This window comes from Microbacterium sp. XT11 (genome assembly GCF_001513675.1).
Taxonomy (GTDB): domain Bacteria; phylum Actinomycetota; class Actinomycetes; order Actinomycetales; family Microbacteriaceae; genus Microbacterium.
In genome coordinates this window covers 2,949,045-2,967,803 of record NZ_CP013859.1, presented here as the reverse complement: position 1 = coordinate 2,967,803, position 18,759 = coordinate 2,949,045, and the positions used below count along the sequence as shown (strand labels likewise).

The following is an 18,759-nucleotide window of genomic DNA, read 5'->3' as shown; positions in this document are numbered from 1 at the left end:
GCGTCAGTTGGACTTCGCCGTGATCCACACGGTGACGGCGACGAGAGCGCCGATTCCGAAGATCCACACGAACAGGCCCTCGGAGACGGGACCGAGGGACCCGAGCGAGAAGCCGCCGACCTGCACGGACTGCTGCTGGAACAGCAGAGCGGAGATGATGTCGCGCTTGTCCTCGTCCGAGAGGTTCATGTCGCCGAAGACCGGCATGTTCTGGGGTCCCGTGACCATGGCGGCGTACATGTGCAGCGCGCTGGTCTCGGTCAGGGCGGGGGCGTACTTGCCCTCCGTGAGAGCACCACCGGCCGCGGCCACGTTGTGGCACATGGCGCAGTTGACGCGGAACAGCTCAGCGCCGTGCGCGACATCGCCCTTGCCGTCGAGGATGCGCTCCTCGGGGAAGGTGGGGCCGGGGGCCTCGGACTGGATGTACGAGGAGATGGCCAGGATCTGGTCCTCAGTGAACTGCGGCTTCTTCTGCGGGGCCTGCGGCGCCTGCATCTGCAGCGGCATCCGGCCCGTCGACAGCTGGAACTCGGCCGCGAGCTCACCGACGCCGTACAGCGTCGGACCGTTCGCGGTGCCCTGCAGGTCGAGGCCGTGGCAGGTGGCGCAGTTGGCCTGGAACAGCTTCTCGCCGTCTTCCACCGTGAGCGTGCTCGACGCCGAGGCCTGCGTGTCGGTCGCCGCGAAGGCGGCGGACGCGCCGGCATACACCGCGCCGGTGATCATGAGTCCTGCTCCGATGAGGGCCGCGGCAGCCAGGGGGCTGCGACGACCGTGTGAACGGCGCTTCTTCTCTCGTGCCATCTCTGGGATCAGCTCCGCTCTTATTTCAGGAAGTAGATGACGATGAACAGCACGATCCAGACGACGTCGACGAAGTGCCAGTAGTAAGACACGACGATCGAGGAGGTCGCCTCCTTGTGCCGGAAGTTCTTGACGGCGTACGCGCGCCCGATCACGAGGAGGAAGGCGATGAGACCGCCCGTGACGTGCAGAGCGTGGAAGCCGGTGGTGAGGTAGAACGCCGAGGCGTAGGAGTCGGCGCTGATGGGCATGCCCTCAGCGACGAGCTGCGCATACTCCCACACCTGTCCCGAGACGAAGATCGCGCCGAGAGCGAAGGTGAGGAAGAACCACTCGACCATTCCCCAGCCGAAGAGGCGACGACGGCCCGCGCCGTTCTTCTGGCCCTTCGCGATGCGATAGGGCTGGAGGTCCTCAGCGGCGAACACGCCCATCTGGCAGGTGAACGACGAGAACACCAGGATCGCGGTGTTCACGAAGGCGAACGGCACGTTCAACAGCTCGGTGCGGTCCGCCCAGAGTTCGGGGGACGTGCTGCGCAGCGTGAAGTAGATCGCGAAGAGTCCCGCGAAGAACATCACCTCGCTGCCGAGCCACACGATGGTGCCGACAGCTACAGGGTTGGGCCGCTTGATCGTTCTCGCCGCCGGGGCATACGTCGCTGAGGTCGTCACCCCTCCATTATGGCCGATGCTCGGGCGTGATTCTTGCACTCGAGACCCCAGATTCGCCCCGTCCTCACTTAGGGGACCCTAAGAGAACACTGCGAATCCCCGGTGAATCCGCGGCAAACGGCGGATGCGGTCGCGGTCGGATGCCGTCGCGAAATGTCTGCACGTTTTCCCGACGCCATAGGATCACAGTCATGGTTGATTCCCTGACGTGGTCCGATGTGCTCACCTCGCTCCTGGAGCGTCGCGATCTCAGCGTCTGGGAGTCGACGTGGGCCATGCGACAGATCATGCAGGGGAAGGTCACCGAAGCGCAGCTGGCGGGTTTCCTCATCGCTCTTCGCGCCAAGGGGGAGACGATCGACGAGATCGTCGGCTTCCGGGATGCGATCCTCGAAGCGGCCGTCCCCCTTCCCGTGTCTCCCGACGTCCTCGACATCGTCGGGACGGGCGGAGACCGGGTGGGCACCGTGAACGTCTCGACCACGGCCGCGATCATCATCGGCGCGACGGGGGTGCCCGTCGTCAAGCACGGGAACAGGGCGGCGAGCTCGGCGTCCGGCTCCTCGGATGTGCTTGGTGCGCTCGGTCTCGAGCTCTCGCTCGACCCGGAGTCCGTAGCCGCCATCCTCGACCGCACGGGCATCACGTTCGCGTGGGCGGGAGCGTTCCACCCCGGGTTCCGGCACGCCGGCGCGGTCCGGGCCGAGCTCGGCGTGCCCACGGTGTTCAACATGTTGGGGCCCCTCTGCAATCCGGCGCGGGCGGAAGCCAACGCGGTCGGGGTGGCTCAGTTGGAACGGGTGCCCCTCATCACAGGCGTGTTCCGCACCCGAGGTGCGACCGCCCTCGTCTTCCGTGGCGACGACGGACTGGACGAGCTCACCACGACGGGACACTCGCGGATCTGGGAGGTGACCCGAGGCGACATCCACGAGCACGATCTCGACCCGCGCGACCTGGGCATCCCGCTGGCGGAGCTCGCGGATCTGATCGGCGGGTCTCCCGAGCACAATGCGGAGGTCCTGCGCCGTACCCTCGACGGGGAGACAGGGCCCGTCCGCGACATCGTTCTCCTCAACGCCGCAGCCGGCATCGTCGCCTTCGAGCTGTCGCAGGACGCCATGCAGGTGCAGCGGCCGATCCTCGAGCGGCTGCGTGATGCGTACGCCCGTGCCGCTGCTGTCGTCGACGACGGTCGTGCGGCGGCCAAGCTCGAGCAGTGGATCGGGGTCAGCCGAGAGCTGGCGTCGGCATAGGAGAGGCCTTGGACCCGATCGCGGCGCTGCTGGAGATCGCATCCCTGCTGGAACGCGAGCGGGCTTCGCGATACCGCGCCAAGGCGTTCCGTCAGGCGGCAGCGACGTTTCAAGAGCTTCCAGCGGACGTGCGGGAGGACCCGACGCGACTGCGCGCGGCGAAGGGCATCGGCGAGTCGACGTTCGCGGTGATCCGGCAGGCGCAGGCCGGGCAGACGCCTGACTATCTGTCCGAGCTTCGGGGCGACGTCCAACCCGAGATCGAGTCGACGCTGAGGCCGAAGTTGCGCGGCGACCTGCATGCGCACACCGACTGGTCGGACGGCACGACGCCGATCCCTGTCATGGCGGCTGCAGCGAGGGCGTTGGGGCACGAGTACCAGGCGATCACGGACCACTCACCGCGTCTGCGTGTCGCTCGGGGTCTTTCCGCGGAGCGTCTGCGTGAGCAGATACCGCTCGTGCGGGCGGAGTCGGGTGATGGATTCACGCTCCTGGCGGGCATCGAGGTCGACATCCTCGAAGACGGGACGCTGGATCAGGACGATGATCTGCTCGGAGAGCTCGACATCGTCGTCGCCTCGGTGCACTCGAAGCTACGGATGGACTCGCGATCCATGACCGATCGGATGATCGCTGCGGTCTCCCATCCTCGGGTCAACGTGCTAGGACATTGCACCGGCCGCCTGGTCGAGGGAAGCCGCGGCACGCGTCCTGCGTCGGAGTTCGACGCCCGCGCGGTCTTCGCCGCGTGCGCCGAGAACGGAGTCGCCGTCGAGATCAACTCGCGCCCTGAGCGTCAGGACCCGCCCGATGACCTCATCGCCCTTGCGCTCGAGGCCGGATGCCTGTTCTCGATCGACTCCGACGCGCACGCGCCCGGGCAGTTGTCGCTTCTCGACCATGGCGCACAGCGAGCGGAAAGGGCGGGGGTTCCCGCTTCGCGGATCGTGACGACGTGGAGTCTGGAGCGACTTCGGGCATGGGCGGAGTGACCCAGGTGCCGCGCGCCTGACTCGTCGTGCAGCGGGGCTCAGGACGCTGCGGCGGTCACCGCCGCGCCCGCGGGAGCCATGGACGAGCCGAGGTTCCATCGGCTCGCCAGGTCGTCGGCGGCGGCGCGTGCATAGTCGTCGAGAGGGTGCAGCCGGGCCTCGGGCAGAGGGATGTCCAGGTTCCTCGCGACCTCGACGACCGTCGGCGCGACGTCGAGGTATGCCGAGGCCGCGATGATCTTCGCGCGGATGCCGGCGCTCATGCCCTCACCCGCTTCGGCCGCAGCGCGAATGCCTGCGAGGTCGCCGTGCGCCTGAAGCAGGGTTGCGGCGGTCTTCTCGCCGACTCCGGTGACGCCGGGCAGTCCGTCCGATGCATCTCCGCGCATGGTCGCGAAATCCGCATATTGCGAGGGAAGGACACCGTACTTGCGCACCACCACGGCGTCGGTCACCACCTCGAGATTGCTCATCCCGCGTGCCGTGTAGATGACTCGCACGTCTCGTTCGTCGTCGACGAGCTGGAACAGATCGCGGTCACCCGTCACGATGTCCACCGGCGTCGTGGCCTTCGTCGCCAGGGTTCCGATGACGTCGTCCGCCTCGTGAGCCGCCACGCCGACGATCGGGATGCCGAGGACGGTCAGCGTCTCGCGAATCAAGGGCAGCTGGGCTTCGAGCGGATCCGGCACGTCCTCCCGGTCCGGCCCGTCGACTACGAGCTCGACGACGCGGTGCGTCTTGTAACTGGGAATGAGTTCGACGCGCCACTGCGGGCGCCAATCGTCGTCCCAGCATGCGACGACGTGGGTGGGCGCGTAAGCGCTGACGAGTTTCGCGATGATGTCGAGCAACCCCCGGGCCGCGTTCACCGACGTTCCGTCGGGCGCCTTGACCTTGTCGGGAACGCCGTAGAAGGCGCGGAAGTACAGCGAGGCGGTGTCGAGCAGCATCAAGCGGTCTGTCACGCTGCACAGTCTGGCACGGTCGTGCGACATGCACGTGGCATCTCGATATGCGGTCCCGTTCGTGGGTGCGTGATGCGGTCCCGTTCGTGGGTGCGTGATGCGGTTCCGGTCGTGGGTGCGTGATGCGGTTCCGGTCGTGGGTGCGTGATGCGGTTCCGGTCGTGGGTGCCTGGTGTGGGGTGGGTTAGCAGCCGGGGGCGGTGGGTTGTTCGGTGCAGGTGTGGGTGACGAGGGCGGTGTGGGCTTCGTAGATGGTGAGGGTGTGGGGTGGGCTGGTGGTGGTGAGTTCTCCGGGGATGGGGATGGGGCCGGTGCCGAGGTCGATGGTGGCGGTCCAGTGGGTGGTGACGGTGGTGGTGTAGGTGCCGCGGTGTGTGTAGGTGTGGCTGGTGGGGGTGGGGGTGAAGTCGGGTTGGGTGAGGTCGTTCCAGGTGCGGGCGGGGGTGGTGAGGGTGAGGGTGGTGGTGTCGCCGTAGTCGTAGGTGTAGTGGGTGGGGGTGAAGTGGATGGTGAGGGGGTGGTGGAAGAGGGTGCCGGTGCGGGTGTGGGGTGTGGCGGTGGTGAGGAAGTTGGTGGGGGTGCCGGCGATGCCGGCGGTGGCGGGTTCGGTGGTGAGGGTGGGTGGTTCGGGGGCGAATTGGGCGAGGTCGGTGATGGTGATCGCGAAAGGCGCCGGGGCGGCTGCGGCGGGCTCCGGCGAAGGCTCGGTGCTCTTGCGGAAGCAGTGGCGGTTGCCATCCCATTCGTTGAGGCAGTCGGACAGACGGGTGTCCTTGTTCTCCGGGGCGGGAGACGGACGCGAGGTGTCCTTGGGGGACTTGCCCGGCGTAGACGGTGCTTGGGAGGAGGGTGAGGTCGTAGTGCGGGAGCCTTGCACCGTGACATCGGATCTTCCAGTGGAGATCGCAGCGCTCCCCAACGATGGAGTGTCGGACCCGTCCGGATCGGTCGCGGGATGCTGGATTCCACCCAGCAGGGAAGTCAACAGCATCACAGTCACTCCGATTCGCATGGTTCCTCCTCGTTCTTCTCGGCCGCGTCGATGAGCATGCGGCCCTGGTCGTCCATGACGAAGGTGACGTCCAGCGAGTACACGTCCGGACGATCCGGGCTGACCTGGGAAACTCCGGCGGAATCGAGCACGACGACGGAGGAAGTGTCGAGGCACACATGTGCGATGACGGTCTCGTAGGGTGGTGATGCTGCTTTCCCAGTGAAGGACTGCACTTTCGTTTCGCCGGTCATCGTGTATCCCTCAGCGTGCATCTGCGAGTAGGCCTTTCTATCTGCCTTTTCGAACGCGCCACTCGACAGATCGAATAGAGGCTCAAAAGTGCTCGTGTCGGCGAGATCTACCTCATTGAGTCGTTTCGTGAACGCGCGATACGTCTCTTCTGCGGCGGTGAACGCTTCCTCCTTGTTCGCGAAGGTCGGCGTGGGAGTGGGGACGGGGGCCGCCGGCGCGGCAGAGCATCCGGCGAACAATGCGGCTGAGGTGGCAATCGAGATGGCGCCCGACCAGCGGGCGAAGCAGTGGCGATGGATCACGGCCACAAGCTAGTGCGGATCGCTGTCGCGGCGTCAAAGTTATCCACAGGCTCGCGCGGCCGGGGCCGCTTCACCGCTGTTAAGCGAAGGGGGCAACACGCCCCTGGAGATATCTGATAGCCTGAAGTGTCACTCGTGGCGTGCCTGCGCATGCCCTCGTGTCAAAGCAATCGCAATCCATCCGCTGTGAAGCATGCTTTCGGGCGTGCGCGTCCGTTGCATCACAGCCCGAGTCTCCATTCAACAAGGACAACCCACTACATGACTACCGCAACGACCGCCCCGGCCACCAAGCAGGTCGCCATCAACGACATCGGATCTGCTGAGGACTTCCTGGCCGCGGTCGAGAAGACCCTGAAGTTCTTCAACGACGGCGACATCATCGAGGGCACGATCGTCAAGGTCGACCGCGACGAGGTCCTGCTCGACGTCGGCTACAAGACCGAGGGCGTCATCCCCTCGCGTGAGCTCTCCATCAAGCACGACGTCGACCCCAACGAGGTCGTCAAGGTCGGCGACGAGGTCGAGGCGCTTGTGCTCCAGAAGGAGGACAAGGAAGGCCGTCTGATCCTCTCCAAGAAGCGTGCGCAGTACGAGCGCGCCTGGGGTGACGTCGAGAAGATCAAGGAGAACGACGGCGTCGTCACCGGCACCGTCATCGAGGTCGTCAAGGGTGGCCTCATCGTCGACATCGGCCTCCGCGGCTTCCTCCCGGCATCGCTCATCGAGCTCCGCCGCGTCCGCGACCTGACGCCGTACCTCGGCCAGGAGATCGAGGCGAAGATCCTCGAGCTCGACAAGAACCGCAACAACGTCGTGCTCAGCCGCCGTGCGCTGCTCGAGCAGACGCAGTCGGAGTCGCGCACCACTTTCCTCAACAACCTGCACAAGGGTCAGGTCCGCAAGGGTGTCGTGTCGTCGATCGTCAACTTCGGTGCGTTCGTCGACCTGGGCGGCGTGGACGGCCTCGTGCACGTCTCCGAGCTGTCCTGGAAGCACATCGAGCACGCCTCCGAGGTCGTCGAGGTGGGCCAGGAGGTCACCGTCGAGATCCTCGAGGTCGACCTCGACCGCGAGCGCGTCTCGCTGTCGCTGAAGGCGACGCAGGAGGACCCGTGGCAGGTCTTCGCCCGTACGCACGCCATCGGCCAGGTCACGCCGGGCAAGGTCACCAAGCTCGTCCCGTTCGGTGCGTTCGTGCGCGTCGCAGACGGCATCGAGGGCCTCGTCCACATCTCCGAGCTCTCCAGCAAGCACGTCGAACTCGCTGAGCAGGTCGTCTCGGTCGGCGAAGAGGTCTTCGTCAAGGTCATCGACATCGACCTGGAGCGTCGCCGCATCTCGCTGTCGCTGAAGCAGGCCAACGAGTCGGTCGACCCGTACGGCACCGAGTTCGACCCTGCCCTCTACGGCATGGTCGCGGAGTACGACGAGAACGGCGAGTACAAGTACCCCGAGGGATTCGACGCCGAGACGGGTGCTTGGAAGGAGGGCTTCGACGCCCAGCGCGAGGCGTGGGAGCAGGAGTACGCCGCTGCCCAGGCTCGCTGGGAGGCGCACAAGGCCCAGGTCGCCAAGGCTCTCGAGGCCGAGGCTGCCGCCGGCGACGACTTCTCCGGTCAGTCCTTCTCCAGCGAGTCGGCCGGTGCCGGCACGCTCGCCGATGACGAGGCTCTCGCGGCTCTGCGTGAGAAGCTCTCGGGCGGCAACGCGTAAGCATCTCGCTGAGAACGGGCCGTCACCCCTCGGGGTGGCGGCCCGTTCCGCATCTGGGCGTCACGCACGGTTCGGCGGCGAGCTCACGCAGCCCGCGCGTGACAGGATGGAGCACATGCCGCTCATCGCTCTCACCGGAGGCATCGCCTCGGGGAAGTCGACCATCGCCCGGCGCCTGGCGGAGCACGGGGCTGTCGTCGTCGACGCGGATCAGATCGTTCGCGACGTGCAGGCTCCGGGCAGTCCCGTCCTCGCCCGCATCGCCGAGGAGTTCGGTGGCGATGTCCTCACCTCGACGGGAGAGCTCGATCGTGCTGCCCTCGGTGCCCTCGTCTTCGGCGATGCCGAGCGTCTGGCCGCACTGAACGCCATCGTGCACCCCGCTGTCCGCGCGGAGTCGCAGCGTCGGTTCGACGACGCCTTCGCGCGGGATCCACAGGCGGTCGTCGTCTATGACGTCCCGCTGCTCGTAGAGGCCAGAGTCGACGATCCCTGGGATCTCGTCGTGGTGGCGCATGCCCCGGCATCCGATCGACTGCGCCGGCTGGTCTCGTTGAGAGGAATGGACGCCGCAGCGGCGCAAGCGCGCATCGACGCGCAGGTTTCCGACGATCGACGGCTCGCCATCGCGGATGTGGTCATCGACACGGGCGGTTCGATCGAGCACACGCGCGAGCAGACGGACGCGTTGTGGGAGCGCGTCCGAGCGCGGTGACGTTCTCCGGTCACTCACGCGGTTCGGCGTCGTATCGACGCCTCATCGGCGGCCTCTTCTTCGCGGGGATCGCGACGTTCGCACAGCTGTATTCCCCTCAGTCGGTGTTGCCACTGATCTCCGACGACCTCCGCGTCTCGCCGGCGACCGCAGCGCTCACCGTATCCGCGGCCACTCTGGGATTGGCAGTGGCGGTCATTCCCTGGTCATCCGTCGCCGACCGCCTTGGGCGCGTGCGCGCAATGGCGATCGGGGTCGTCGCCGCAACCTGCTTCGGACTGGCCGCGCCGTTCAGCGCTGATGTCGGCACGCTGTTGGCGTTGCGCCTGCTGGAGGGCGCGGCCCTCGGCGCGGTGCCATCGGTCGCGCTCGTGTACTTGAGCGAGGAGGTCGAACGGCGCTCCGTCGCAGCCGCTGCCGGCAGCTACATCGCGGGTACGACTGTCGGCGGGCTGCTCGGGCGCGTCCTTTCAGGGCTCGTCGCCGAGCTCGGCGACTGGCGGCTCGGTCTCGGCTCCACCGCAATGGTCTGCGCGCTGTCCGCCGTGGTCTTCCTCTGGCTGGTCCCGCGCCCGCGCCGCTTCGCAGACGCCCGGGCCGACGCGGAGGCGCGATCCCTGCTCCAGCGGGTGTTCGCGTGCATCGGCTCGGCTCCACAGCTCGCGTTGTATGCGCAGGGACTCCTCCTCATGGGCGCCTTCGTCGCGGTCTACAACTATCTCGGATTTCATCTGACCGCGGAGCCGTTCCTCCTTCCGGCATGGCTGGTGACGCTGCTGTTCCTCGCGTACCTTGCCGGAACAGCGTCATCTCCGCTGGCCGGTGCGCTCGCGTCCGCCCGAGGGCGGTTCCCCGTGCTCCTCGGCTCGATGGCCGTGATGAGCCTCGGTGCGCTGCTGATGCTCGTTCCTCAGACCCTCGTCGTGCTCATCGGTCTGCTGCTGTTCACTGCCGGATTCTTCGGGGCTCATGCCGTCGCATCGGGATGGACGCCCGTTGCTGCGCCGCCGGGGACGGGCTCGCAGGCGTCGTCGCTCTACTACTTCTCCTACTACGCCGGCTCGAGCCTGTTCGGCTGGGGTCTCGGGATCGTGTTCGGTGTGGCGGACTGGAGCTGGTTCGTCGCGGGGGTTGTGGCGATGTGTGTCCTCTCCGCCGCCGTCGCCGTCATCGGGCTCCGCTCAGAATCGACAGGTCGCGTGTGACTCCCGAACAAGCGGCTGCGGTGGTGGGGGAGTCACACCTCGGTTCGTCCGCGAGCCTCGTCCGCGCGTGTGCGGCGACGAAGACGGCGTCGGTGCAGCAGGACCACCGCCGCAGCGACGAGGCCGAGGAGCAGGAGAGCAGCGATCGCGGGAACGAGGATCGCCGAGACGGCGAGGGCGAAGGACGCTCCGTCTTCCGCCGTGCTGAGAACGGGCGCCGCGAGTCCGGCCGTCGTCGCATTCGCAGCGACCCTGGCGGTGGCCTTGACCACGTGCACCGCAAGGGAGATGGCGATGCCGGCGACGACGGGCACCCATGCGTTGTCGGAGAAGAAGGACGCCGGATCATCGACCGCGACGGTCTGGGCGCCCGTGCCTGCGCCGAAGGCGATGCCGCCGGCCGCTGGGCGCACGATGCTCTGGATGATGTCGTTCAGTGAGTCGAGGGCGGGGATCTTATCGGCGACGATCTCGACCGCCAGCAGTGCGCCGATGATCCACAGTGCGAGGTCGCCGGACAGCCATGCCCAGCCGGAGGGGAGGTGCACGGCTGGAAGGAGCCGGTCGGCCAGTCCGAGCAGGAACAGCGGCATCCATGCGTTCAGACCGGCGGATGCTGCGAGGCCGGTGCCGATCACGAACTCGATCACGTCACCACTCTAGGCTCAGGTGGCCACGGAGCCGATGTCGGTGGCCCGGCCTACGCTGGATGTATGCAACCCACGCGCAGTGTCCGTCCGTTCGAGGTCGTCAGTGAGTATGCGCCGGCCGGTGACCAGCCGCAGGCCATCGCGGAGCTTGCGGCGCGGATCAACGCGGGTGAGACGGATGTCGTGCTGCTGGGTGCGACCGGAACGGGGAAGTCCGCGACGACGGCCTGGCTCGTGGAACAGGTTCAGCGTCCGACACTGGTGCTGGCGCATAACAAGACCCTGGCGGCACAGCTCGCGAACGAGTTCCGTGAGCTGATGCCGAACAACGCCGTCGAGTACTTCGTGTCGTACTACGACTACTACCAGCCCGAGGCCTATGTGCCGCAGACCGATACGTTCATCGAGAAGGATTCGTCGATCAATGCCGAGGTCGAGCGGCTGCGGCACTCCACGACGAACTCGCTCCTCAGCCGGCGCGACGTGGTGGTCGTGTCGACCGTCTCGTGCATCTACGGCCTCGGCGCCCCAGAAGAGTACCTGCGCGCGATGGTCGCGCTGCAGGTGGGCGAGCGGTATGACAGGGACGCGCTGATCAGGCAGTTCATCTCGATGCAGTACAACCGCAACGATGTGGACTTCTCGCGGGGGAACTTCCGCGTGCGCGGGGACACGATCGAGATCATCCCCGTCTACGAAGAGCACGCGATCCGCATCGAGCTCTTCGGCGACGAGATCGAGGCGCTCTATTCCCTGCATCCGCTCACCGGGGAGGTCATCGAGAAGCTCGATTCCGTGCCGATCTTCCCCGCGTCGCACTACGTCGCCGGGACGGATGTGATCCAGCGTGCGATCGGCACGATCGAGACCGAGCTGGCGGAGCGGCTGGCCGAGCTCGAGCGTCAGGGCAAACTCCTCGAGGCGCAGCGGCTTCGAATGCGCACGACGTTCGACCTCGAGATGCTCCAGCAGCTCGGATTCTGCTCCGGCATCGAGAATTACTCACGGCACCTCGACGGACGTGCGCCGGGCGAGCCGCCGCACACGCTCCTCGACTTCTTCCCCGACGACTTCCTCCTCGTCATCGATGAGTCGCATGTGACCGTGCCGCAGATCGGAGCCATGTACGAGGGCGACGCGTCGCGTAAGCGCACGCTCGTCGACCACGGCTTCAGGCTGCCGAGTGCGATGGACAACCGTCCGCTCCGCTGGGACGAGTTCAAGAACCGCATCGGGCAGACCGTGTATCTGTCGGCCACTCCCGGCAAGTACGAGATGGGTATTGCGGACGGTGTCGTGGAGCAGATCATCCGCCCGACCGGCCTCGTCGATCCGGAGATCGTCGTGAAGCCGTCTAAGGGTCAGATCGACGATCTTCTCGAGGAGATCCGTCTCCGGGTCGAGCGCGACGAACGGGTGCTCGTCACGACGCTCACCAAGAAGATGGCCGAGGAGCTCACCGACTTCCTCGGTGAGCACGGGGTCCGGGTGCGGTACTTGCATTCGGACGTCGATACGCTGCGGCGCGTCGAGCTGCTGAGCGAGCTCAGGGCCGGGGTGTACGACGTTCTCGTCGGCATCAACCTTCTCCGAGAGGGTCTCGACCTTCCCGAAGTCTCCCTCGTCGCAATCCTCGACGCCGACAAGGAGGGATTCCTGCGCTCCGGGACCTCTCTCATCCAGACGATCGGCCGTGCGGCTCGAAACGTCTCCGGTCAGGTCCACATGTACGCGGACAACATGACCGATTCCATGGCGAAGGCCATCGAAGAGACCGAGAGACGTCGCGAGAAGCAGATCGCCTACAACAAGGCCAACGGCATCGACCCGCAACCGCTGCGGAAGCGGATCGCCGATATCACGGAGGTCCTGGCGCGGGAAGGTGCCGACACCGCCGACATGATGTCCGGACGCGGACGCGCATCGGGCAAGGGTAAGTCCCCGACGCCCAACCTGCGCCGCACCGGCATCGCCGCCGAAGGGGCGCAGCAGCTCGAGGCGACCATTCAGGACCTTTCCGACCAGATGCTGGCGGCTGCCGCCGAGCTCAAGTTCGAGTTGGCCGCGCGACTGCGTGACGAGGTGCAGGACCTCAAGAAGGAACTCCGCGCCATGGAACGCGCGGGCCACGCCTGAGAGGTGCGCCGTTCATGGACGCTGCAGGGGAGGAGCTCGCTGACCGGATCAAGGCGTTGCTCGGCGCCGACCCCGCGGTTGAGGAGAGACGGATGTTCGGCAGCCGCACGTTCCTCGTCGACGGGCGGATTCTCGTGGGCGCGCGAGCAGGCGGCGTGCTCCTCGTGCGTGTGGCCGAGGAACAGGGTGCTGCGCTGAGCGTGCGGTCGGGTGTCTCTCCGGCGGCGATGGGGGCCAGGACGATGAGCGCTCGCTGGCTGGACGTCGCACCAGCGGTCATCGCGGATGACCAGGCATTGATGTTCTGGCTCGACGTGGCGCGGGAGCACGACGACGGCCGACGTCATGCGGCGCGGGGAAGCCGGTCCGAGGGGAGCGACGCGTGCCGGCTGCGGCGCTGCTCGATGCCATCGGTGCGGTCCCACCCGGCCCGCGCCGCACGTGCGCTCCTGCTCACGGGCACTGCATCAGCCTGCTCACGGTCAGTGCGTCAGCGTGCTCACGGGCAGTGCATCAGCGGCTTCGGCCCGGAACGATCGATCTCATGCTGCCTCATCGGAGCGCCGCAGAGGGGACAGGCACGTTCAGCCCTCTCGGCAGCGCTGGGCGGGGGCGTCTTCTCATACGGTCCGACGGATGCCGGTCCCGCGAAGCGGATGAGGTTTCGGTTGATCCAGCTGTAGAGACCGCCCGCCTCACGGATGCGGTCGCGGAGGGGGAGCCGGTCGGAGTCCGTCATGATCCTTAGTGTACTAACTATTAGGGTGGCTGTATCGTTGTGCCGTGCCGGCACCTGACGATCCCCTTGCTCTCGAGAACCAGCTGTGCTTCGCCCTCGTGACGGCGGCGCGCACTGTGGTGTCGGTCTATCGCCCGATCCTCGAGCCGCTCGGGCTGACCCACCCGCAGTACCTCGTGATGCTGGCTCTGTGGGAGGAATCGCCGCGATCCCTCAACGATCTGGCGGCTGCGCTGGCGCTCGAGCCGGCGACGGCGTCGCCCCTCGTCAAGCGTCTCGAGGCCGATGGTCTCATCGTGCGACAGCGCAACGCGGAGGATGAGCGGCGGCTCGACATCACGCTCACCGATGCGGGCCGATCGCTTCGCGAGCGGGCGCTGGCGGTGCCCGGTCGCGTCATGGCGGCGGTCGGCATGGACCTCGAGGAGATCGGTGCGCTGCGAGACGGCCTCGCGCGCTTCGCAGGCCGCCGCCGTCCCGATGCCGAACGCGCCACCAAGGCGGGGCCCGCCGAGATCGTCGGGCCCGCGGAGGCCTGAGAGGAGCCAGTGTCCGTGGCCCCTCGTAGACTTGGACGGTGCCTATCGTCCCGGTTGCAACCCCAGGAAAACTCAGTGTTCGCGGTGCCCGCGTCCACAATCTGAAGAACGTCGACATCGACATCCCCCGCGACTCCCTCGTGGTGTTCACGGGGCTGTCCGGGTCGGGAAAATCCAGTCTCGCGTTCGACACGATCTTCGCCGAGGGTCAGCGCCGCTACGTCGAATCGTTGAGCGCGTACGCGCGGCAGTTCCTCGGTCAGGTCGACCGGCCAGACGTCGACTTCATCGAAGGATTGAGTCCCGCCGTCTCGATCGACCAGAAGTCGACCAACCGGAATCCGCGTTCGACGGTCGGTACCATCACCGAGATCTACGACTACATGCGACTGCTGTGGGCGCGCATCGGCGTGCCGCACTGCCCTGAGTGCGGCGAGAAGATCCAACGCCAGACGGTGCAGCAGATCGCCGACCAGCTCATGGCCCTGCCAGAGCGCACCCGTTACCAGATCGTCGCTCCCGTCGTCTCCCAGAAGAAGGGGGAGTTCGTCGACCTCTTCCGCGAACTGGGGGCGAAGGGCTACTCCCGGGCGATCGTCGACGGTGAGCTCATCCAGCTCGCGGAGCCGCCGGCGCTGAAGAAGAGCTACAAGCACGACATCGCCGTGGTGGTCGACCGCCTCGTGGCGTCGGACGACATCCTCGGGCGCGTCACCGACTCGGTGGAGACGGCGCTCGGGCTCGCGGGCGGCGTCATGCAGGTGAATTTTGTGGACGAAGAAGGCGACGACGCCTGGCAGTCCTTCTCCGAGAAGCTCGCGTGCCCGAACGGCCATCCGATCACGCTCACCGAGATCGAGCCGCGCACGTTCTCGTTCAACGCCCCCTTCGGCGCATGCCCGGCATGCTCGGGCCTCGGCACACGCATGTCCGTCGACGTCGACCTTATGCTCGGCGACGAGGAGCTTTCGATCCGCGAGGGTGCCATCATCCCGTGGACCACACAGGGGAAGGGCCTGTTCCAGTACTACGAGCGCCTGCTCGAGGGACTGGCCGCCGATCTGAACTTCTCCCTGGACACCCCCTGGAAAGACCTTCGCGTCGATGTGCAAGACGCGGTGCTGAGAGGCGACAACTACAAGGTCACCGTCAAGTGGAAGAACCGGTACGGACGCGAGATGCGGTACGCGTCGGGGTTCGAGGGTGTCGTGCCGTACATCGAACGCCAGTACGCACAGGCCGAGTCCGACACCCAGCGTGCGCGCTGGGGCGAGTATCTGCGCGAGGTTCCGTGCCCGGTCTGCAACGGCAATCGCCTCAAGCCGGAGGTGCTCGCCGTGAAGGTGCACGGTCATTCGATCGCCGAGGTGTCGCACCTCAGCCTCGCGGACGCACGCGCTTTCATGGAGAAGCTCGTGCTGACCGAGCGCGAGGCGAAGATCGCTGCGCAGGTGCTCCGCGAGATCCGACTGCGCTTGGACTTCCTTCTGCAGGTGGGGCTGTCTTACCTCAACCTCAGCCGCTCCGCGGGCTCGCTCTCCGGAGGTGAGGCGCAGCGCATTCGGCTCGCCACCCAGATCGGATCAGGCCTCACCGGGGTGCTCTATGTGCTCGATGAGCCCTCGATCGGGCTTCATCAGCGCGACAACCGGCGCCTGATCGAGACCCTGCTCACCCTTCGCGACCTCGGCAACACCCTCATCGTCGTCGAGCACGACGAAGAGACCATCGAAGCCGCCGACTGGGTGGTCGACATCGGGCCGGGAGCAGGAGTCAACGGCGGAGAGGTCGTGCACTCCGGGCCCTACAACGCACTGCTGGGCGAGAAGGCGTCCATGACGGGCGACTACCTCTCAGGGCGTCGTGAGATCCCCACTCCGGCGAAGCGACGAAAGGTCGACCGTAAGCGCATGCTGACGGTCGTGGGCGCGCGGGAGAACAACCTCAAGAACGTCACCGCGGAGTTCCCGCTGGGATTGCTCACGGCCGTGACGGGCGTCAGCGGCTCAGGGAAGTCCTCTCTCGTCAACGACATCCTCTATCGGGTGCTCGCATCGCGGTTGAACGGTGCGCGGACGGTGCCCGGTAAGCACACCAGGGTGTCGGGGCTCGACAACCTCGACAAGGTCGTGCACGTCGACCAGGCACCCATCGGACGCACTCCGCGGTCCAACCCGGCGACCTATACGGGTGTGTTCGACCGCATCCGCACGCTCTTCAGCGAGACGCCGGAGGCGAAGGTGCGCGGCTATCAGCCGGGGCGCTTCAGCTTCAACGTCAAGGGCGGCCGGTGCGAGGCCTGCTCGGGCGACGGGACGATCAAGATCGAGATGAACTTCCTGCCCGACGTGTACGTGGACTGCGAGGTCTGCCACGGCAAGAGGTACAACCGTGACACTCTCGCCGTGCACTACAAGGGCAAGAACATCGCCGAGGTGCTCGAGATGCCGATCGCCGAAGCCGCCGAGTTCTTCGAGCCGATCCAGTCGATCCACCGCTACATGAAGACACTGGTCGACGTCGGCCTCGGCTACGTGCGCCTCGGTCAGTCTGCGACGACGCTCTCCGGAGGCGAGGCGCAGCGCGTCAAGCTCGCGACGGAGCTCCAGCGCCGCAGCAACGGACGCAGCATCTATGTGCTCGACGAGCCGACGACGGGTCTGCACTTCGAAGACGTCCGCAAGCTGCTCGAGGTGCTCAACGGCCTCGTCGACAAGGGCAACACCGTCATCGTGATCGAGCACAACCTCGACGTCATCAAGTCCGCCGACTGGGTGATCGATCTGGGCCCCGAGGGCGGTTCCGGCGGCGGTCAGATCCTCGCCACAGGCACCCCGGAGCAGATCGCGCGCGTGGAGGAGAGCCACACGGGCCGGTTCCTGGCCGAGATCCTCGGCGAGGGGCGGTCGGCGCGGAAGGCCAGTTGATGGCCGACGTCCTCCCGTACCGGCCACGCACGGGCGAGATCCCCACCGACCCCGGCGTCTACCGGTTCCGCGACGCCGACGGCAGGGTGCTGTACGTCGGCAAGGCGAAGAACCTGCGTCAGAGGTTGTCGAACTACTTCGCCCCGCTGCACACGCTGCACGAGCGCACCCGCCGCATGGTGACGACCGCGGCATCGGTGGAATGGACGGTCGTCGCGACCGACGTCGACTCGCTCCAGCTGGAGTACATGTGGATCAAGGAGTTCGATCCGCCGTTCAACGTCCGTTATCGCGACGACAAGTCGTACCCCTTCATGGCGGTGACGCTGGCGGATGAAGCGCCACGGGTGATCGTGACGCGCAACCGCAAGATCCCCGGCGCACGGTACTTCGGTCCCTACCCGAAGGTGTGGGCCGTGCACGAGACGATCGACCTGATGATCAAGGCGTTCCCGATCCGCACGTGCAGCGATGCCAGCTATAAGCGGGCGATGCAGACCGGGCGCCCGTGCTTTCCCGGGCAGATCGGCAAGTGCGGCGGGCCCTGCTCGATGACGGTGACGATCGAGGAGCATCGGGCGATGGTCGACGACTTCGTCGCGTTCATGGCAGGAGGTGACGAACGTTTCACCAAGGAGCTCACGAAGCGGATGCTCGCCGCCTCGGCGGCCATGGACTACGAGGCCGCAGCGAAGTATCGCGACAAGCTCTCCGCTATCGAAGCAGTGCTCGGCAAGAGCGCCCTCGTGCTCCCAGCCGACGAGGATGCCGATCTCTTCGGCATAGCCGAGGACGAGCTGTCCGCGGCTGTGCAGCACTTCGTGATCCGCGGCGGGCGTGTGCGTGGTGTGCGCGCCATGACTCTCGACAAGGAGATCGACATCGCCGGTGCCGATCTCGTCGACCAGGTCCTGCAGCGTGCGTACGGCGAGGGCGGCGACGTCCCGCGGCGCATCCTCGTCCCGGTTCTCCCTGACGACATCGCTGAGCTCGAGGAATGGCTGCGTGAACGCCGCGGACGGAAGGTCGAGATCGCCGTCGCCCAGCGCGGACAGCGAGCCGACCTCATGCGCACCGCGACTGTGAACGCCCAGCAGGCGCTCATCCGTCACAAGACCCGACGAACGAGCGACTACGTCGCACGCACGCAGGCGCTCACCGACCTGCAGGATGCTCTGGGCATGCCGGAGGCGCCGCTGCGCATCGAGTGCTTCGACATCTCGCACCTCGGTGGCACCAACGTCGTCGCGTCGATGGTCGTCTTCGAGGACGGGCTGCCGCGCAAGGACCAGTACCGCTCCTTCAACATCGCCGAGACGACCGACGACACCGACTCGATGTATCAGGTGCTCATGCGGCGACTCGCATACCTCGACCGCCCGGAACATGCCGACGACGACGGGGCGGACGAGACCACCACGCGGAAGAAGCCACGGTTCGCGTACCCTCCGCAGTTGCTGCTCGTCGACGGGGGCACGCCGCAGGTCGAGGCGGCAGCCCGCGCCCTGCGCGACGCGGGGCACACCGAGATCGCCGTCTGCGGCATCGCCAAGAGACTGGAGGAGATCTGGCTTCCCGGTGAGGACTTCCCGGTGATCCTGCCGAGGACGAGTGAAGCCCTGTACCTTCTGCAGAGGCTGCGTGATGAAGCCCACCGATTCGCCATCACGCATCAGCGCAAGCGGCGGCGCAAGGACATCACGACCGTTCTCGCCGAGGTCCCCGGGCTCGGCGCAGCGCGCATCAAGGTGCTGCTGAAGCACTTCGGCTCCGTCACGGCGCTGCGAGGCGCGAGCCCCGAGGAGATCCAGCAGGTCCAGGGCATCGGGCCGGTGCTCGCCCAGAACATCCACGCTCATCTCGCCACTCGCTAGGCTGGTCTCG

Annotated in this window: 16 protein-coding genes and 1 pseudogene; 10 read left to right on the top strand and 7 right to left on the bottom strand. The window is 66.7% G+C overall.

Annotated elements, in window-relative coordinates:
* Positions 1 to 3: 3 nt before the first annotated feature.
* Entirely contained in the window at positions 4 to 807 is an 804-nt protein-coding gene (gene qcrC, locus AB663_RS14110) for a cytochrome bc1 complex diheme cytochrome c subunit (protein WP_067200502.1), read from the bottom strand.
* Between the two features lie 20 nt (positions 808 to 827).
* Positions 828 to 1,481: an aa3-type cytochrome oxidase subunit III gene (ctaE, locus tag AB663_RS14105; protein WP_157541110.1), complete on the bottom strand. Its 654-nt coding sequence runs from the start codon at positions 1,479 to 1,481 to the stop codon at positions 828 to 830.
* Positions 1,482 to 1,672: 191 nt separating this feature from the next.
* Here ctaE and trpD point away from each other — a divergent pair, with 191 nt between their 5' ends.
* Positions 1,673 to 2,737: an anthranilate phosphoribosyltransferase gene (gene trpD, locus AB663_RS14100; protein WP_067200498.1), complete on the top strand. Its 1,065-nt coding sequence runs from the start codon at positions 1,673 to 1,675 to the stop codon at positions 2,735 to 2,737.
* Positions 2,738 to 2,745: 8 nt separating this feature from the next.
* The gene (locus tag AB663_RS14095) at positions 2,746 to 3,732 is read left to right on the top strand and encodes a PHP domain-containing protein (RefSeq protein WP_067200495.1); all 987 of its coding nucleotides are present in this window, start codon (positions 2,746 to 2,748) and stop codon (positions 3,730 to 3,732) included.
* Positions 3,733 to 3,770: 38 nt separating this feature from the next.
* Here the strand turns inward: AB663_RS14095 and AB663_RS14090 are convergent, their stop codons facing one another.
* From AB663_RS14090 to AB663_RS14080, 3 genes are all read right to left on the bottom strand, one after another.
* Positions 3,771 to 4,700, bottom strand: a complete 930-nt coding sequence (locus tag AB663_RS14090; RefSeq protein ID WP_067202786.1) for a 5'-3' exonuclease — start codon at positions 4,698 to 4,700, stop codon at positions 3,771 to 3,773.
* 184 nt (positions 4,701 to 4,884) lie between these two features.
* Positions 4,885 to 5,577, bottom strand: a complete 693-nt coding sequence (locus AB663_RS14085) for a hypothetical protein (protein WP_157541107.1) — start codon at positions 5,575 to 5,577, stop codon at positions 4,885 to 4,887.
* Between the two features lie 119 nt (positions 5,578 to 5,696).
* Entirely contained in the window at positions 5,697 to 6,248 is a 552-nt protein-coding gene (locus tag AB663_RS14080; RefSeq protein WP_157541104.1) for a hypothetical protein, read from the bottom strand.
* 261 nt (positions 6,249 to 6,509) lie between these two features.
* Between AB663_RS14080 and rpsA the strand changes: the two genes are divergently transcribed.
* The 3 genes from rpsA to AB663_RS14065 all read left to right on the top strand — a co-directional run bounded on the left by rpsA (position 6,510) and on the right by AB663_RS14065 (position 9,884).
* A complete protein-coding gene (gene rpsA / locus AB663_RS14075; RefSeq protein WP_067200487.1) occupies positions 6,510 to 7,964 on the top strand; it encodes a 30S ribosomal protein S1 in 1,455 nt (484 codons plus the stop codon).
* A gap of 115 nt (positions 7,965 to 8,079) precedes the next feature.
* Positions 8,080 to 8,679, top strand: a complete 600-nt coding sequence (coaE, locus tag AB663_RS14070) for a dephospho-CoA kinase (RefSeq protein WP_067200484.1) — start codon at positions 8,080 to 8,082, stop codon at positions 8,677 to 8,679.
* Positions 8,655 to 9,884, top strand: a complete 1,230-nt coding sequence (locus AB663_RS14065) for an MFS transporter (protein ID WP_232304555.1) — start codon at positions 8,655 to 8,657, stop codon at positions 9,882 to 9,884. The genes coaE and AB663_RS14065 overlap by 25 nt, the downstream gene beginning before the upstream one ends.
* 32 nt (positions 9,885 to 9,916) lie before the next feature.
* Here AB663_RS14065 and AB663_RS14060 read toward each other — a convergent pair whose 3' ends face one another.
* Entirely contained in the window at positions 9,917 to 10,534 is a 618-nt protein-coding gene (locus AB663_RS14060) for a DUF4126 domain-containing protein (protein WP_067200481.1), read from the bottom strand.
* A gap of 63 nt (positions 10,535 to 10,597) precedes the next feature.
* On the opposite strand from AB663_RS14060, the gene uvrB reads away from it, so the two are divergent.
* Both uvrB and AB663_RS17655 read left to right on the top strand, forming a co-directional pair.
* The gene (gene uvrB, locus AB663_RS14055; protein ID WP_067200478.1) at positions 10,598 to 12,670 is read left to right on the top strand and encodes an excinuclease ABC subunit UvrB; all 2,073 of its coding nucleotides are present in this window, start codon (positions 10,598 to 10,600) and stop codon (positions 12,668 to 12,670) included.
* A 14-nt stretch (positions 12,671 to 12,684) separates the two neighbouring features.
* Positions 12,685 to 12,978: pseudogene (locus tag AB663_RS17655) on the top strand (TfoX/Sxy family protein); the annotation flags it as partial.
* A gap of 191 nt (positions 12,979 to 13,169) precedes the next feature.
* Here AB663_RS17655 and AB663_RS16965 read toward each other — a convergent pair.
* Complete coding sequence (locus tag AB663_RS16965) at positions 13,170 to 13,409, bottom strand: hypothetical protein (protein WP_083511253.1); 240 nt, start codon at positions 13,407 to 13,409, stop codon at positions 13,170 to 13,172.
* Between the two features lie 44 nt (positions 13,410 to 13,453).
* Between AB663_RS16965 and AB663_RS14045 the strand changes: the two genes are divergently transcribed.
* Genes AB663_RS14045 through uvrC form a run of 3 tightly spaced genes read left to right on the top strand, consistent with a single transcriptional unit; the run spans position 13,454 to position 18,749 of the window.
* Positions 13,454 to 13,948, top strand: a complete 495-nt coding sequence (locus AB663_RS14045; RefSeq protein ID WP_067200475.1) for a MarR family winged helix-turn-helix transcriptional regulator — start codon at positions 13,454 to 13,456, stop codon at positions 13,946 to 13,948.
* 38 nt (positions 13,949 to 13,986) lie between these two features.
* Positions 13,987 to 16,875 (top strand): excinuclease ABC subunit UvrA, encoded by a 2,889-nt coding sequence (gene uvrA / locus AB663_RS14040; RefSeq protein ID WP_067200472.1) that lies wholly within the window; start codon positions 13,987 to 13,989, stop codon positions 16,873 to 16,875.
* Positions 16,875 to 18,749, top strand: coding sequence for an excinuclease ABC subunit UvrC (uvrC, locus tag AB663_RS14035; protein ID WP_067200470.1), 1,875 nt, complete (start codon positions 16,875 to 16,877; stop codon positions 18,747 to 18,749). Before uvrA ends, uvrC begins: the two co-directional genes overlap by 1 nt.
* Positions 18,750 to 18,759 lie beyond the last annotated feature (10 nt).